Source organism: Thiomicrorhabdus sp. Milos-T2, from assembly GCF_000702325.1.
GTDB lineage: Bacteria > Pseudomonadota > Gammaproteobacteria > Thiomicrospirales > Thiomicrospiraceae > Thiomicrorhabdus.
In genome coordinates, this window is record NZ_KL370892.1 from 377,832 (window position 1) to 394,343 (window position 16,512).

A 16,512-nucleotide genomic window follows, 5' to 3' on the forward strand; every position below is an offset into this window, starting at 1 on the left:
TTTGTAAAGTTTAACAGCGATTAATTTATTACGTTTAGTTTGGTTATTCGTTAAATTTAAGTTGGTATTAGATGAGACCTTTGCACGAGAGTATGTACGAGTAAAAATGGTTAAAATTCACCCGATTTTTGTTGTGCCCCAAGGGCACTTCCGATGGGCGACAACTTGCGAATAGCTAGCTATTCCCTACGTTTTCCGCCGCAATCAGGCAAATTTTCTCTCATTTTTCTTTCGCACCTATCTCGTGTTTATGCCCTTGGGTGCAAAGGTCTCTAGATATTAGAAATCTTCGTGCTTTCGTGTCTTCGTGGTTAAAAGGTTTGTTTATTCGCCTTCCATATCAATCAGTTGGTTAAGGCAAGCTACTACCTTATCACTTTGTGCATCCATTTTTAGAATAGAGGCTTCAAGGGTTTCGTAATCATCAATGTGGAATGCATCCATAATCACTTTGATTAATTGGTGCATTTGCATGTGTTCTTCACCTAAGGTTTTCATAATAGGCAGATGCATAAGCTGTTGACCAGCTCCTTGATAATACCATTTACCTAACGAACAAGCGGTATGGTCAATAGCTGAATCGTAGGTAACGCCAATATCGGCTCCATCAATAAATTTACGAATTTTAAGTTTCCAACCTAAGTGGGCAGTAATCATTTCTGAGAACTGTTTTGCATTGCTTGAATTTTCAATAATATTTTGACGCTTGGCCTTAACACTTTCTGAATTTTTCAAGTTAGGTTTTACATTTTGTAAAGTCAGTTTATTGACAACATCTTGTGCATTAATCGGTTTTTTAACAATGTCATTCATTCCCGCTTTCTCAACGGTATTAATATATTCATCAGAATGACCTGTATAAGCAAGAATTGGATTTTTGAAGCCACTATTTCTTAGTTCTTTAGAGGCTTGAAGTCCATCCATTCCAGGCATTTCTATATCCATTAAAATCGCGGCAGGATGATAACGTCCAGTCTGCAAAATGGCTTCTCTACCATTGGATGCCGTTTTAGTTTCATAGCCAGATTTTTTAAGTAACATGGTGGCGACTTTAAGGTTTGAAATATTGTCATCAACCACTAAAATTAAAGGTACATTATGGTTAAGTTCAGAACCGGTTGCTTCTGATTCTGAGCACTCTCCTAATTCAAATGCCCCTACCAAGTCATCCATATTATTGGCAACATCGCCTAAATAATCCGCTAAAGAAGAGTTTTCCATGACTAAGGTAGCATTGTGATCTGCTGCTTGATTGAGGTTTTTAATGTTCTCGTTCACCGTATCAATTTCTTGAGACTGTGATAATGCATTGCTTGCAATCCCAGAGATGTTTTCTGACATTTGATGCACTTGCTGAATAATTTCTTGAAGGGACTCACCCGTGTTTTGCACTTTTTCAGTACCATCAGCAATCTTAGAGGCAGTGGTGTCAATTAAAGATTTAATATCTTTAGCGGCTTCAGCCGATTTTTGTGCGAGGTTACGAACTTCGCCAGCCACGACTGCAAACCCTCTACCGTGTTCACCCGCACGAGCTGCTTCAACGGCCGCATTAAGTGCTAGTAAATTGGTTTGGAAGGCAATACTGTCAATTAAGGTAACAATGCCGGTAATTTGTTCACTCACCTGGTTAATCTCATGCATCGCTTGAATGGTTTCATTCATGCTCTGATTACCCTGTTCAACATTTTGTTGAGTTTTTAAAGCGAGTTCATTTGATAAGTTTGCTTGTTGAGAGGTTTCATTGACCTTTTCAGTGAGTTGTCGCATAGCTGATGAGGTGGCAAAAAGTTCATGACTTTGCTGTTTAATTGACTCAGCTAAATCGTGGTTACTTTTAGAAACGTGTTTGGCTGATTGCGTAACCTCATCAGCTTGATTATTTACTCTACAAAAAGAGACTCTTAAAGAGTGGATGCCGTCTATTAAGTTTTTAATTGTCCAGCCATATTGACCTTCATGATGGCCTTCTGGCTTAACTGTTAGGTCTTTAGCTGTTAAGCCACCAATTAAAATTGCGATGTCTTTTAAGGTGTTTTGTAAGCCATCCATTAATTTGTTAATGTCTTCAGCTAAGGTTTTATAAAAACCTTCAAGCTGTTCAGTATCAACTCTTGAATGTAAGCGACCGTGGTTGGCATCATCAACCAAGGTGGCAATACTGTCCTGCACAAATATCTCTTGGAAAATATCTTGCCACTCTATGACTACCCCTAAAGGATGGCCATCATGGTCTTGAATTGGGGTTAATAAGAGTTGTAACTGGGCACCAAAAAACTCAAATTTGAAAGTTTCCTCTCCTTTTAAATTAATCAAACTTTCCATAATATGTGGATTTTTTTCAAATAAACATGCCACACTTTTATGTAACAGCTTGTCATAAGAAAAGTCTGCTATCTCTTTTTGAATTTCAGGCTCAAGTTCGCGCAGGTAGTCTTTTAGTGATGCATTGTAATAGGTAATAGTGCCAGCCTGATCCGCAAGCATAATATAGGTATTTAGGTTATCTAAACCAGCTTCTAAACGGGTAGAACGGCGGTTAGTCACCATGACTTCATTCTTTTGAGCACCCAAGCGTATTTGTAAGGTTTTAATGCGTCTATTAATGGTTCCCGATGTATTATTCCCGTGAGTATTAATCTGACCGTTTAGGTTGTTATTGGCAATTTCATCAATGGCACTGATAGCCCCTTTAATGCGGTGTAAGTAATAAACGACATGGGTTGTAGAGAGCAAGGTCATAAAAATGACTAGGTTTTCAAGTAGAAAGTTTGAACCGCCAAATACTAAGCTATAAACTTCATTAGAAATAGCGAGTAAAACTGAGGGGATTAAGGTGACTAAAGGTGGCCAGTGAGCTAGCGGGTTATAACGGCGTGTTAATGTATCTACTTCACCATTACGTAACTTAATTTTGTTTTCGGCGATCGCTTTATAAGCCGCTTCAGCTTGAGTAATTTGTTCTCGAGTCGCTGGGGTTCTTACACTCATATAACCGACGATTTCATCGTTTTCAATCATTGGCGTAGCATTGGCTTCAACCCAGTAATGGTCCCCATTTTTACAGCGATTTTTAACAATTTGACGCCATGGACGTCCGTCCTGAATGGTTCCCCAAAAATCTGCAAAGACTTGTTCTGGCACATCGGGATGGCGCAGCAAATTATGCGGTTGTCCCATCAACTCTTCAAGGGTATAGCCACTGGCTTCAACAAAGGCTTCATTTGCATAGGTGATATTACCAACAAGGTCGGTATGAGAAGTTATAAGAAACCCTTCTTTTAAGTGTTTTTCTTTTTGCGTAACCGGCTGATTATTTCGCATAATTACAATCCTATAATGGGTATAGACTAGTATCTTCTATATTGCATAGTTTCAATATTGTATCGTCTTTCAAAGTAAGCTTTAAGGCAATCTTTAAAGAAAGGCTAAATGTAGTATGAGACCATTGCACGAGAGTATGCGCGAGTAAAAATGGTTAAAATTCACCTGATTTTTGTTGTACCCCAAGGGCACTTCCGTTGGGCGACAACTTGTGAATAGCTAGCTATTCCCTGCGTTTTCCGCCGCAATCAGGCAAATTTTCCCTCATTTTTCTTTCGCACCTATCACGTGCAAAGGTCTCAGTATGATTTTAATTAAATAATGCGCAAGCAAACTAAATGCCACTATTGGGTACATAACTTGATGAGATATAAGATAAATTTAAAATTTATTGTTTTGAGTGGGTTTTGTTGGAAGAGATTGAACGAATAAAAAGGGTAAAAAATAAACCTACCAGGCCTGGCACTAGTGTCCGGAATAAATATTAAAAGCCTTGACAAAAAAGCCGTAACTCCTAGGATAGAAGTATTTCCACCACGAAATAGACTTCAAAAACAATGAGATTACGGCTATGTTTAACTCTACCCGATTTGCCCAATTTTTAAAACCCATTCGTACCACTTTTCAATCACTTGTTCATCAATATCAAACCGATAAACACGCCAAAGGGTTTAGTAGCTGGAATCAATTAGTCGCGATGATGTACGCACAACTTAGTGGCACTAAATCATTACGCCAGTTGGTTGAAGGGTTTAACGCCCAATCCTCTCACCACTACCACTTAGGCGTAAAAGAGCTGAAACGCAGCACATTATCTGAAGCAAACCGTAAACGCTCTGCTGATGTCTACCAAGCACTTTGCCAACAACTCATGGCTGGTGTGAATCGACAATTACGAAAAGAACTCCACGCTTTTACCTATCTAATAGACTCTTCTCCAATTCAACTGCTCGGTAAAGGTTTTGACTGGGCAGTACAAGGTTCTCGAGTCACAGGCTTTAAGCTGCATATGCAACTAGAACTATCCAACCAAGTCCCTGTTTGTTTTGAAATCACACAGGCCAATATTCCTGATATTACTCAAGCACGAGAGTGGAATTTAGAACCAGGTTCAACCTATGTGATGGATAAAGGGTACTTAGACTACCTCTGGTGGAAAAAGCTCAATGACCAAAAAATCCAGCTGGTCTGTCGTTTGAAAAAAAGAGCGGCAATTACCGTCATACAATCCTACGAACTCGATGAAAAAGCCCCTCATATTCTTGAAGACCAATGCATTGAGTTTAGTGGTTCAAGCCAGAAAAAACGTCTTGGTCAATTCCAGATGCGCCGTGTTGTTGTCAAACGTGACGATAATAAAGGTGAATTGGTATTGATTACCAATGACTTCGAGCGTTCAGCTCAAGAGATTGCCCATCTATACAAGCAACGCTGGCAAATTGAATTATTTTTTAAATGGATTAAACAACACCTCAAAATCAAAAGCTTCATTGGCCAAAACAGTAATGCTGTTCGTATCCAAGTGCTATCAGCCCTTATTGTGTATCTATTGATTAAGCTTGAACAGATGAAAAATAAGTCAGCAGAACCGTTGAGAGTAACGTTTTGGCGGCTTGCTCATGGGTTGTTTGAAAGACCTATTCAGCAGAGTGAATACTTTAGGCGAAAACAACAACGGGAAGAGTTTAAGAAATACCAACTTCCGCTATGGGAGGCTGGTATATGAATTGTGGTACTGAAATATTATTCCGGACACTAGTGCCAGGCCTGGTAGGTTTAAAGATTCAGGAGCGAAATTGCATTAAATTTTTTAGAACAGGCCTGTAATTACGCCGGCATCATCAATATCAATACGTTCTGCCGTTGGCACTTTGGGTAAGCCTGGCATAGTCATCATGTTACCGGCGATGGCCACAATAAATCCGGCACCGTTTTCTAGTTTAATATCACTAATTTCAACGATATGACCAGTGGGCGCGCCTTTTGCCATGGGGTCGGTAGAAAATGACATTTGCGTTTTTGCCATACAAATCGGTAAGTTGCCATATTGGGGTTGAATTCGGGCAATTTCTGCCTTAACTTTGGCACTGGCAGTAATGGCCTTTGCGCCATACATTTTAGTGGCAATGGTCTCAATTTTGTCCCAAAGCGGCATTTCTGGCTGGTAAAGGTATTCAAACCCAGGGTCACGGTTTTCGGCAATCTCTACAACGGCTTGTGCTAATTCTTCTGCCCCCGCACCGCCTTCTGCCCAGTGTTTAGAAATAATACATTTCACACCTAAAGCTTCGACTTTTTTGACTAAAAGTGCGGTCTCATCATCGGTATCAAATGTAAAGTGATTGACACAAACCACTGCCGGTAATTTAAAGTTTTGGGTCACGTTATGAAGATGGCGTTCTAAGTTTTCAAATCCATTTTCTAAGGCCTGTAAGTTCTCTTGGTTTAAATGGTCACGTTCAACGCCACCATGAAATTTTAAGGCACGAACCGTCGCCACAATAACGACCGCTGATGGGGCTAATTTTGCCGAACGACATTTAATGTTTAAGAATTTTTCTGCGCCTAAATCAGCACCAAACCCCGCTTCTGTTACCGCATAATCTGCCAACTTTAAAGCCGTTTGGGTGGCGGTCACAGAGTTACAACCGTGGGCAATATTCGCAAAAGGTCCGCCGTGAACAATGGCAAGGTTGTTTTCTAACGTCTGCACAATATTGGGTTTAATGGCGTCTTTTAATAGCGCAGCCATGGCACCATGAGCTTTTAAATCACTGGCATAAACTGGGGTAACTCGGTCAGATTTATAACCGATGATAATACGCCCTAAACGCTCTTTTAAATCGGCACGATTGGTTGCTAAACATAAAATAGCCATGACTTCTGACGCCACAACAATGTCATAGCCATCTTCACGCAAATAACCGTTGGCTGGACCCCCTTGACCTATGGTGATATTACGCAAAGCACGGTCATTCATATCCACCACACGTTTCCATTTAATTCGGCGTGGATCAATATCTAAAGCATTTCCGTGGTTGATGTGATTATCAATCATGGCTGAAAGTAGATTATGAGCCACACCAATGGCATGAAAATCTCCGGTAAAGTGCAGGTTAATATCTTCCATAGGCACCACTTGAGCATAACCGCCACCGGCTGCGCCCCCTTTCATACCAAAGCAAGGGCCAAGAGAAGGTTCACGAAGACACATAATGGTTTTTTTACCAATCCGGTTTAAGGCATCTCCTAAACCGACGGTGGTCGTGGTTTTACCCTCTCCCGCTGGTGTGGGGCTAATGGCGGTGACTAAAATCAATTTACCTTCTTCACTGCGTTGGTGAGACAGGCTGTCGACATATTCTAGTGAAAGTTTTGCTTTGTAGTGCCCATAAGGATCTAAATGCTCAGCTGGGATGCCAAATTTTTCTTCAGCTAAGTGAATGATGGGTTTCATCTTGGCATTTTGCGCAATTTCGATGTCAGACATGATAGAAGTTCCTGTATTTAATCACCATAATTTAATCACCCTAAGGTCCTTAGGACATCCTAAACTACATATAATTTATAATTGTTATCGCTTAGTTTAGCCTGAGGGTTCAACGAGTGGATTACATCTGGTTATGATGTCTATATTTAATGCTTATGTTTAATGCTTATGTTCAATGTTGATGCTTAATGTTGTTGCTTGATGTTGTTATCTCTACTACTCAAGAGTCGGTATAGAGTAGTTCAATCCAATGTTTAACCGGCACTTTAGTGCCTTTTTGTAAATGCATTAAACAACCAATATTAGCAGTTACAATGATTTTAGGGTTGGATTCCAATAGGTTGTCCAACTTATTACTACGCAGTTGTTTAGATAGCTTAGGTTGAAACATTGAGTAAGTGCCTGCAGAACCACAGCACAGATGTGAATCGTTGACATGACTGATTCGATAACCTAATCGGCGCAATATATCTTCTACCAGGCCTGGTAGTTTTTGACCGTGTTGTAAAGTACAAGGCGAATGAAAAGTCACCTTTTGATTTTTATAGTGGGTAAAAATAGACAAATCTTGGGTGCTTAAAAATTCAGCAATATCAAAGGTATGTTTGGCAACACGTTGCGCTTTTTCAGCATAATCAGCGTCTTCACGCATTAGATGAGGGTAATCTTTTATCATGACCCCACAACCACTGGCATTCGAAATAATCGCCTGCACACCTTGGTCTAAATAAGCAATCCAAGCATCAATATTGGCCTTTATTTTGGTTTTAGCGTCTTCATTTCCGGATAGGTGATGATCGACTGCACCACAACATTGTTGTTGTGGCGTTTCTAAAACATTGAGCCCCAAACGATTTAATACTTTGATGCTGGATTGGTTAATATTGGGAGCCAAAGCGGGCTGCACACAACCGGAGATAAGCAATACACTCGATTTAAGCGCTTCTTTTTGGTCCTGCAATTTTTGCTTAAGCGTGAGTTCATCCACACTAAATTGCACGGCTTCAGAGTGGCGTAAAAATGGCATGGTCTTTATCACTAAATTAAAGAACCAGGGGGTGGTTAAGCTTTTACGAACACTGTAGCGCACTAAACGCTGTATTGGGTTACGTGGACTTTTCTCTTCCGCCATTTCGCGTCCAATATCCAATAGGTGACCATATTCAACTCCAGATGGGCAAGTCGTTTCACAAGAGCGACAAGTTAAACAGCGGTCAAGATGGCTTAAGGTATCTGAACCCACTTCATTGCCTTCTAAAACGCTTTTTATGAGATAAATTCGTCCGCGAGGGGAATCCAGTTCATCGCCTAATAAGCCATAAGTTGGGCAAGCAGAGAGGCAAAAACCGCAATGTACGCAAGAACGTAAAATTTTATCGGCAGTTTGACCGGTTTCGGTCGCAAGTAAGTCTTTTGGTAGTTGAGTTTGCATAGTTAAACAGGTCGCTTATAAATCTTTAAAAATGTGATGAGGGTCAAATACCTCTTTTAAACCTGCTTTAATCTTTTGAACACAGGGTTTATCATTGTTTCGTGGTGCAAAACGTGATTGCCATAAGGTCACATAAGGGTGATTCGGTTTGTTTTTACTGGCCACCCAACGACGTGTGCCGCCCATTCCCACGGCAATGGTATTTTCTATGGCGGGGTTAGTGCTTTCTACATCTAAACGCCACAGTTTTTCACCGGGTGCTAAGGTCGGTTGAAAAGGGTTTAAGGTTTTCCAAACCGCATTAGAACAGGCGCTGACTTCAACACGATTGTCTTGAGTAGGGTGTTCACCTGCTACGCGATAATAAAATTGACCTTCAAAATAGGCGCAGCCAGTCAAGGGTAAAGACGTTCCTTGCATTTTATTCATCAGTAAAATCGCTTCCCCTTCGGGCATCGGAATACAGTAGGTTTTTTCTTCTAACAGTGGTAAGACTTTTAAGCTTAATTCGGTGACAAGAGCCAAAGAGCCTTTTGAACCACATAACATTCTCGAGACATCATAACCGGCGACGTTTTTTAGCATTTTACCGCCAAAACGCATTTCACGGCCTTGGCCATCAATTAATTGTGTACCTAAAACAAAATCACGTAAGCCTCCTCTAAAAGGGCGAGAAGGCCCCGTTAGCGAGCAAGCGTAGGTGCCGCCAATGGTGGAATTTCCATATTCAGGCGGTTCAAAACCTAACATTTGGTTATTTTCAGCTAAAACGGCACTGAGTTCTGAGAGTTTAGTACCCGCTTTTACGGTGACCACTAACTCAGCGGGGTCATAGCTGACAATGCCACTATGGTCAGAAATAGAGAGCAGCTGTGCATCGTCATCAACTGGCACTTTGCTTTGATTACCGGCAATTTGCAACAGTTGTTTATCGACCACAGCTTGTTTAATTTGATCTGAATAATGAGAAATTGAGCTTTGCATAGACATTAAAAACGCTCCAGCTCAGGGTGAGGTAATTGGTTATTGTGCACATGCATATGGCTCAGTTCAGCACAGCGGTGTAAAGTTGGAATCGCCTTACCGGGATTAAGTAAGCCTGAATTATCAAACACCGCTTTAATACCGTGAAAAATCTCGAGTTCTGCTTCTGGGTATTGATGACACATAGAGTCTAATTTTTCAACACCCACGCCGTGTTCACCGGTAATGGTTCCGCCAACATCCACGCACAGTTTAAGAATTTCTTGACCAAACTTTTCGGTCTCTTCCAGTTCACCGGGTTTATTGGCATCGTACATAATAAGAGGGTGTAAGTTACCGTCACCGGCATGAAAAACGTTGGCCACTTTAAGACCGTACTTTTCAGAGAGATGATCAATCTCTTCTAAAACATAGGCTAAACGACTGCGTGGGATAGTGCCGTCCATACAGTAATAATCTGGTGAGTAGCGCCCAACGGCTGGAAAGGCATTTTTACGGCCTTGCCAAAGCTCAATGCGTTCTTTTTCATTTTGAGACACTCTAATTTCATAAGCACCGTTCTCTGTCAAAATATCTGCGACACGCTTGGCATCCACTTTAACTTGATCGTGACTGCCATCTACCTCACAAAGCAGTAATGCTGCCGCATCAACGGGGTAACCCACTTGAGCAAAATCCTCAGCAGCTTGTATCGAGAACTTATCCATCATCTCTAAACCTGCTGGAACAATGCCTTGTTTTAACACGTTGGTGACGGCATCTGCACAGGCTTTTACGGAATTAAAGGCGGCCATCACTAACTGAGCGGCTTCGGGTTTGGGGATTAGCTTGAGCTTGATTTCTACAATTACACCTAATAGGCCTTCTGAACCATTTAATAGTGCTAATAAATCAATGCCATCATCTTTTTCATCAAAAATAATGGTTTCGCCATTCATATCTAATACGGTTAATGAGGTCACATTATGTACGGTTAAACCATATTTTAAACAGTGAACCCCTCCCGAGTTCTCGGCTACATTACCACCAATTGAACAGGCGACTTGTGAGGACGGATCGGGTGCATAATAAAGATTATATTTGGCTGCGGCATCTGAAACCTGAATGTTTCTAACACCCGGTTGCACAATGGCGGTTCTTTGCAAAGGATCAACATGAATAATTTTGTTGAGTTTTGATAGCCCTAGGATTACGCTGTTCTCTAGGGGCAAGGTTCCACCTGCTAACCCTGTTCCAGAACCACGAGTAATGACCGGAGTATCATGAGCCTTACAAATTTTTAGAACTTGTTTAACCTCATCAATATCTTCTGGAAGCGCAACCGCTAAGGGCTTTTGACGATAGGCGGAAAGCCCGTCACACTCGTAAGGTCTGCAAGCTTCTTCGCTTGAAAGGATAGAGTTTTTGTTTAATGCTTCTTCTAAAGCTTGAATAACATCCATTTTTAACCTTGTATCTCACTGCGGTTTAACACTATAATTGTGAAAAACTTGATTTGAATCAAGTTTTATTAAAAACCTATTATTCAAAAAAGGCGCCCAATATGCAATCTTTTAATCCACCAATTCGTACATTGATGGGTCCAGGACCATCAGATATTCACCCAAGAGTGCTTTCAGCTATGGCTCGTCCAACCATTGGTCACCTTGACCCAGCGTTTGTTGGCATGATGGATGAAATCAAAGAACTACTAAAATACGCTTTTCAGACAGAAAATGCACTAACTATGCCTGTTTCTGCTCCAGGTTCAGCAGGAATGGAAACTTGTTTTGTAAACCTTGTTGAGCCGGGTGACAAAGTCATTGTTTGTATTAATGGTGTTTTTGGTGGCCGCATGAAAGAGAACATTGAACGTTTTGGCGGTGAAGCGATTGTGGTTGAAGATGAATGGGGTACAGCCGTTACCCCTTCAAAAGTAGAAGAAGCTTGTAAAGCCAACCCAGACGCTAAGATTGTCGCATTTGTTCACGCAGAAACCTCTACCGGAGCACTTTCAGATGCTAAAACGATTTGTAAAATTGCGCAAGACAATGATTGTTTAACCATTGTAGATGCGGTGACCTCTTTAGCTGGTGTTGAGCTAAAAGTGGATGCATGGGGAATTGATGCCATTTATTCAGGGACTCAGAAATGTCTCTCTTGTGTACCCGGTTTATCACCTGTGAGTTTCAGTGAAAAAGCCTTAGATAAGGTGCGTAATCGTACAACTAGAGTACCCAGTTGGTTTATGGATTTAAACCTGGTGATGGGGTATTGGGGGCAAGGTGCTAAACGTGCCTACCACCATACTGCACCGGTTAATACGCTCTATGCTCTGCATGAGTCATTAGTGATGTTAAAAGAAGAAGGCCTAGAAGCCTCTCATGCACGTCACGCAGCGGTACATCAGCAGCTTAAAGCTGGGCTAGAACCAATGGGTATTAACTTTGTCGTCCCAGAAGGCGAGCGTTTACCGCAGTTAAACTCAATAGTGATTCCTGAAGGTTTTGATGACGCTGAAGTACGCGGCAAACTATTAAACGATTACAACCTAGAAATTGGTGCTGGTTTAGGGGGATTAGCCGGTAAAGTTTGGCGTATTGGTCTAATGGGTGATAGCGCAAGACCAGAAAAAGTCTTATTTTGTTTAGCCGCCCTTAAAGACGTTTTAGGTAAGTAATGTAGAAAGCTTAATGTAGTGTAAAAGCTTAGATTTAATCAGACAGTGAAGTGACCCCCAAAAGTGGGACACCAACTCTGGGAGTCACTTCACAGTACAGCGATTGAGAAGCCTTTTTAAATATTAGCCTTTGCCTTAAATATTGTCACTCAGGCTTCCCGTTACTTTTTGCAATTTGGCAAAAAAGTAACCAAAAAGCAAACCCCGCTCCATAAATGGGCAAGTTCTAAGCTTGTGAACTGAAAACGCTGAACTCGCTGCGCTCAAACAGCAGCGTTTTTTTACCGTTCACTACGCTAAGAACTTTGCACCATTTATTACAAGGGGAGTTAAGGCGTTTGCCCAAGCTTCCATATTATAAGCATCACAAAAGTGGAAAATAACTCAAATCTGATAATGAATTTTTATCAAGTTAGGTTAGTAATTAACTGTTGTCTTGTCAGATTAAGTTTAATTTTTTACACCTAATGTATTAGGCCTAATGTAGTGCGCTTAATGTAGAACATTTTATTTACAACCTTCACAACTAGGCGTAAGCCAAACTTAAAATAAACTTAAGTTAAAACTGAAACACCCTATATGGATTAAAAATATAGGGTGTTTTTTTATGCTTTAAATAAATCTACCAGGCCTGGTAGATTTTGATTGGGTAAGCTTTTTTGTAACAAATGAGTAAATGTTTGGCTATCTTCTTTTAACACGGTTAATGCTTTATTTGCACTTTGCAAATCATTAACCAATTTGCATTCTATTGCCTGATTAGCAAGTTCATGAAGCTGTTGGTGCAATAAGTCAATTTCAGAGAATGTCTCTTTACGAGTAAAAATTTCATGTCCCTGAGCTTTTAGCCAGTGACCAAATTCACAATGGCTTGATGACAGAGTTTTTTTATCTTCAATTGGCGCATCATGCAAAATAATATTTTCAATGCTATTTACCCAAGCTAAATGAGCTAGTTGTGCTTTTAAAATATGCTTTTTAATAGGTGTTACTTCAGACAAGTCTTGCCATGTGGCATCTATATTAGGGTTTTTTAGCCAGGCTAGGGTATCGGTTCTTGTCATCGGTTTTGCAAGAGCATACCCTTGTATAGTATTAATACCTAACTGCAATAAGAGTTGAACATGGGCCTTGGTTTCAGCACCTTCAGCAACAACCCTTAAATTGAAAGCTTCGGCCATAGATTTAATGGCTTCGATAATACTTAAACTGTTAGTTTCAGTGAATATCTCTTTGATAAACTCTTGGTCAATTTTTACCTCGTCAACAGGAAGGTTTTTTAGGTAGTTAAGAGAGGCATGGCCGGTACCAAAATCATCAATAGAAAACTTAAACCCTTTAGTTTGCAACGTTTTAATTTGGCTAGAAATGCGTTGAACTTCTGATAAGGCTGAGCTTTCTAAAATTTCAAGTGTTAACTTTTTCGGTTTCAAATCGGGGTCTTGCTCAAAAAGATGGACTAATTGATGATTAAATTTAGGGTTTAATAAAAACGTGCCATTAATATTAAGACTAATTCCAATATCATAGCCGGCGTCATTAAAAAACCTTAAAGCCTTAACACTTTGTTCTAGTACATATTCTGTAAATTCATCCATTAAGTCATACTGGTTAATCTGTTTTAAAAACTCAATGGGTGCGAGTAAACCTTTTGTTGGATGATTCCAGCGTAAAAGGGCTTCTAATGAGCGAATTTTGCCCTTTTTACAATCAACTTTTGGCTGAAAATACAGAACGAATTCATTATTTTGCAATGCGGTTAATAAGGTATTTTTACCTTTGAGGTTATTCCATGGGTAATGTTGAATGCGATTTTTACCCTGGTTCTTGGCTTGGTACATGGTCTGATCAGCATAGCGTATTAACTGCTCTGAGCCGATTTCTTGGGCATATTGGTTTTGATAATAAACCACACCAATACTGCATGAGATAGCAAGTGAATGGTCTTCATAGATAACGGGTTCGGCAGCATCTTTTAACAGACGAGCTTCAATTTTAGCAAACTCCTGTAAATGTTTAATATCAGTCACTAAGACAATAAATTCGTCGCCCCCAATGCGGGATACGGTATCTTTTTCTCGTACGGTATCAGAAAAACGTGCAGCAAGCGTTTGCAATAAAAAATCACCGGCTTGATGCCCATAATGGTCGTTTACTTGTTTAAAGCCATCTAAGTCAATAAACATGACCGCCAACATTTCAGAACTACGCTGCACCCTTGAAATCGCTTGGGTAATTCGGTCAGATAGTAAAAAACGATTAGGTAACTTAGTCAGGGCGTCGTAATGCGCCATTTTTTCTAACTGTAATTCGTGCTCTTTTTGGTAAGTAATATCAGAAAAAAGGGCAATAAAATATTGAGGTTCTTGGTTTTCACTGCAAACGGTACTGATTTTAATGCTTTGGGGATAAAGTTCTCCGTTTTTACGACGGTTCCATATCTCACCTTCCCACAGACCATTTTTTAACAAGGCATGCCACATTTTTTTGTAAAACGCATGATCTTGATGCCCAGAGCTAAATATTCTGGGGTTAAAGCCAATGAGCTCTTCTTGGCTGTAGCCAGTGATGTCAAATACACGTTGATTAGCCCGCAAAATATGGTTGTTTTTATCGCAAATTAAAATGCCTTCATTGGCAGATGTAAAAACCGTATCTGCTTGTTTTAGGTTATTTTGACTAGCGATTTTATCGGTAATATCGGTCACTAACCCATCAATAGAGATGAGTTTACCTCCTTCAAACACCCCATGATGTTGTATATAAAGGGTTTTATGTTTGCCCGAGGGGGTGATAAACGATAAATTAACGTCATTTTCAGTCACATCTTTATTAACAATAGCCGAAATAGATTGTAAGCCAATCTCAATTGAATCTTTGTCCCATTCCACTTTTTCAAACCAAGGCCTATTCAAGACTTCGTCTGGCTTAAACTCCATGATTTCTTGTACACCCTCAGAAACAAACAGTAAAACACCTTCTAGGCCATTGTGTGAAAACACAAAATAATCTTTACCTAAATCATTTAACAAGCGTGCGTATTGAGTTTGATGTTGACGAATGCTTTTAAGATAACGGTCGCTTTTCATTAATCTCCAAAGTTCATTGCAAACTAATTGACACGTATCAATATCACTTTTAACATAATCGCTGGCTTTATTCCCTATTCCAGCGAGCAGTACCACCTCTCCTTCATCTATTACAGGAATAGAAATCATTCTTGATAAAGTAGCGTGTCCTTCTGGCAAGCCTTTTTTATGTGGATAGTTGTTATAGTCATTAATAACGACTACTTTCTTTTGACGAGCGGCATCTGCCCAAACACCAGCGGACTGTAAAGGGTAATGAGGCTCATAGTTTTCTACATGACAATAGTTTTTTAAGGTTTCATGCGACCATATAACCAGCTCAATTTGTTCTTTTTTAGCATCAAATAAGTGGATAAAACTGATGGGGCTATGGGTTAATGTTTCTATATTTTCCATAGCGTACTGCATGACTTCTGCTTCGCTATGCGTTTCAGCAAATTTAGGTAGTTTTAAAAGCAGTTCGTCAATTTTTGCTTGATGTAATAAGCTTTGCTCCTGGTCAAATATGGTTTTGCGTTGTTTTTCAGAACGCAGCCAAAAGCTAAGCAGAATGATTAAAGCGAACATGATACACAGAATAGCCCACTTATATTGATGCCATAGTTCAGTGGTTGTAATGGTTTCGGGAATATCATAAGGAGGCAGTTTTAATTCTCTTACTATCTCTTCAATAGGTTTGTAATCTAAAGGCGCTACAAAACCTGCAATACCGGCTTTTTTTGCAGCGGGGTCATTTTCTCTAAGGGAAAATAGAGCAACAACAATATCGCGTTTTAGGTTGTCATCCAGGCCTGGCAAAATAAGAAATGGCCATTCTGGTACAAGGCGGGTAGAAAGAAGTTGCGGAAAGGCCCGGTTTTTTTGCTGGTTAATAATATGCAAATCATCAATCGCTAAATGATGGTTTTTTAACCAACTTTCAAGAATCCCGGTGCGTACAAACCCTGCCTGAGCTTTTCCGGATAAAACGGCTTGAACAACCGAATCATTATTTTGAACTTCAGTGAATTTAATTTTTTTATAATTGATACCGGCTTTGTAAACCTCATAAAGCGGAACACGGTAAGCTCCAGTGTTATTAAAGGTAGGTATGGCAACCGTTTTGCCTACTAAATCTTGCAGGGTGTTAATACCGCTCTGTTTTTGGCTAAAAATAACCCCGCCTAAACTGGCTAAAGCTTGCCCGTTATAAATTTTTTGTTGAGTAGCGGTAACGCCGTTTAAAAGAACTTCTTGGCGCACCACTTCATATAGATTGGGATTAACGAATAATAAATCCACTTCTTTGCGATGAACGGCCTTAATTATTTCTTCAGAGGTATAAACTTTAAGCGCTACGTTATAGCCAGGCAGTGCGTCAGATAAGTATTTGGCAAGCGGTGTATATTGATTAGTGACTGATTCTTTGGATTGATATTGATAGACGCCTAAGGTTAAGGTTTGGTTTGCATTGGCCGAGCTGGCACAGATTAAACTTAACCAAGAGAGTAATAATAATAGGCTTTTCAATTGTTTATTCATGCGTTTTTTCATG

8 protein-coding genes are annotated in these 16,512 nt (G+C 40.1%); 2 read left to right on the forward strand and 6 right to left on the reverse strand.

Going from position 1 to position 16,512, the window contains the following annotated elements; translation table 11 throughout:
- Positions 1–324: 324 nt before the first annotated feature.
- Positions 325–3,324 carry a methyl-accepting chemotaxis protein gene (locus BS34_RS0111815; protein ID WP_029408711.1) on the reverse strand — a complete coding sequence of 1,000 codons (3,000 nt, stop codon included), beginning with the start codon at positions 3,322–3,324 and terminating at the stop codon, positions 325–327.
- A gap of 571 nt (positions 3,325–3,895) precedes the next feature.
- Between BS34_RS0111815 and BS34_RS0111820 the strand changes: the two genes are divergently transcribed.
- Positions 3,896–5,050, forward strand: coding sequence for an IS4 family transposase (locus BS34_RS0111820; protein ID WP_051640610.1), 1,155 nt, complete (start codon positions 3,896–3,898; stop codon positions 5,048–5,050).
- Between the two features lie 84 nt (positions 5,051–5,134).
- Here BS34_RS0111820 and BS34_RS0111825 read toward each other — a convergent pair whose 3' ends face one another.
- The 4 genes from BS34_RS0111825 to BS34_RS0111840 all read right to left on the reverse strand — a co-directional run bounded on the left by BS34_RS0111825 (position 5,135) and on the right by BS34_RS0111840 (position 10,672).
- A complete protein-coding gene (locus tag BS34_RS0111825; protein WP_029408712.1) occupies positions 5,135–6,814 on the reverse strand; it encodes a formate--tetrahydrofolate ligase in 1,680 nt (559 codons plus the stop codon).
- Positions 6,815–7,034: 220 nt separating this feature from the next.
- Positions 7,035–8,246 carry a glycolate oxidase subunit GlcF gene (gene glcF / locus BS34_RS0111830; protein ID WP_029408713.1) on the reverse strand — a complete coding sequence of 404 codons (1,212 nt, stop codon included), beginning with the start codon at positions 8,244–8,246 and terminating at the stop codon, positions 7,035–7,037.
- 15 nt (positions 8,247–8,261) lie between these two features.
- Positions 8,262–9,236: an FAD-binding protein gene (locus BS34_RS12395; RefSeq protein ID WP_051640884.1), complete on the reverse strand. Its 975-nt coding sequence runs from the start codon at positions 9,234–9,236 to the stop codon at positions 8,262–8,264.
- Positions 9,236–10,672, reverse strand: coding sequence for an FAD-linked oxidase C-terminal domain-containing protein (locus BS34_RS0111840; RefSeq protein WP_029408715.1), 1,437 nt, complete (start codon positions 10,670–10,672; stop codon positions 9,236–9,238). The genes BS34_RS12395 and BS34_RS0111840 overlap by 1 nt, the downstream gene beginning before the upstream one ends.
- A gap of 101 nt (positions 10,673–10,773) precedes the next feature.
- Here BS34_RS0111840 and BS34_RS0111845 point away from each other — a divergent pair, with 101 nt between their 5' ends.
- Entirely contained in the window at positions 10,774–11,889 is a 1,116-nt protein-coding gene (locus BS34_RS0111845; protein ID WP_029408716.1) for a pyridoxal-phosphate-dependent aminotransferase family protein, read from the forward strand.
- 605 nt (positions 11,890–12,494) lie between these two features.
- Here the strand turns inward: BS34_RS0111845 and BS34_RS12770 are convergent.
- Positions 12,495–16,499: an EAL domain-containing protein gene (locus BS34_RS12770; protein ID WP_158661018.1), complete on the reverse strand. Its 4,005-nt coding sequence runs from the start codon at positions 16,497–16,499 to the stop codon at positions 12,495–12,497.
- Positions 16,500–16,512: the final 13 nt, after the last annotated feature.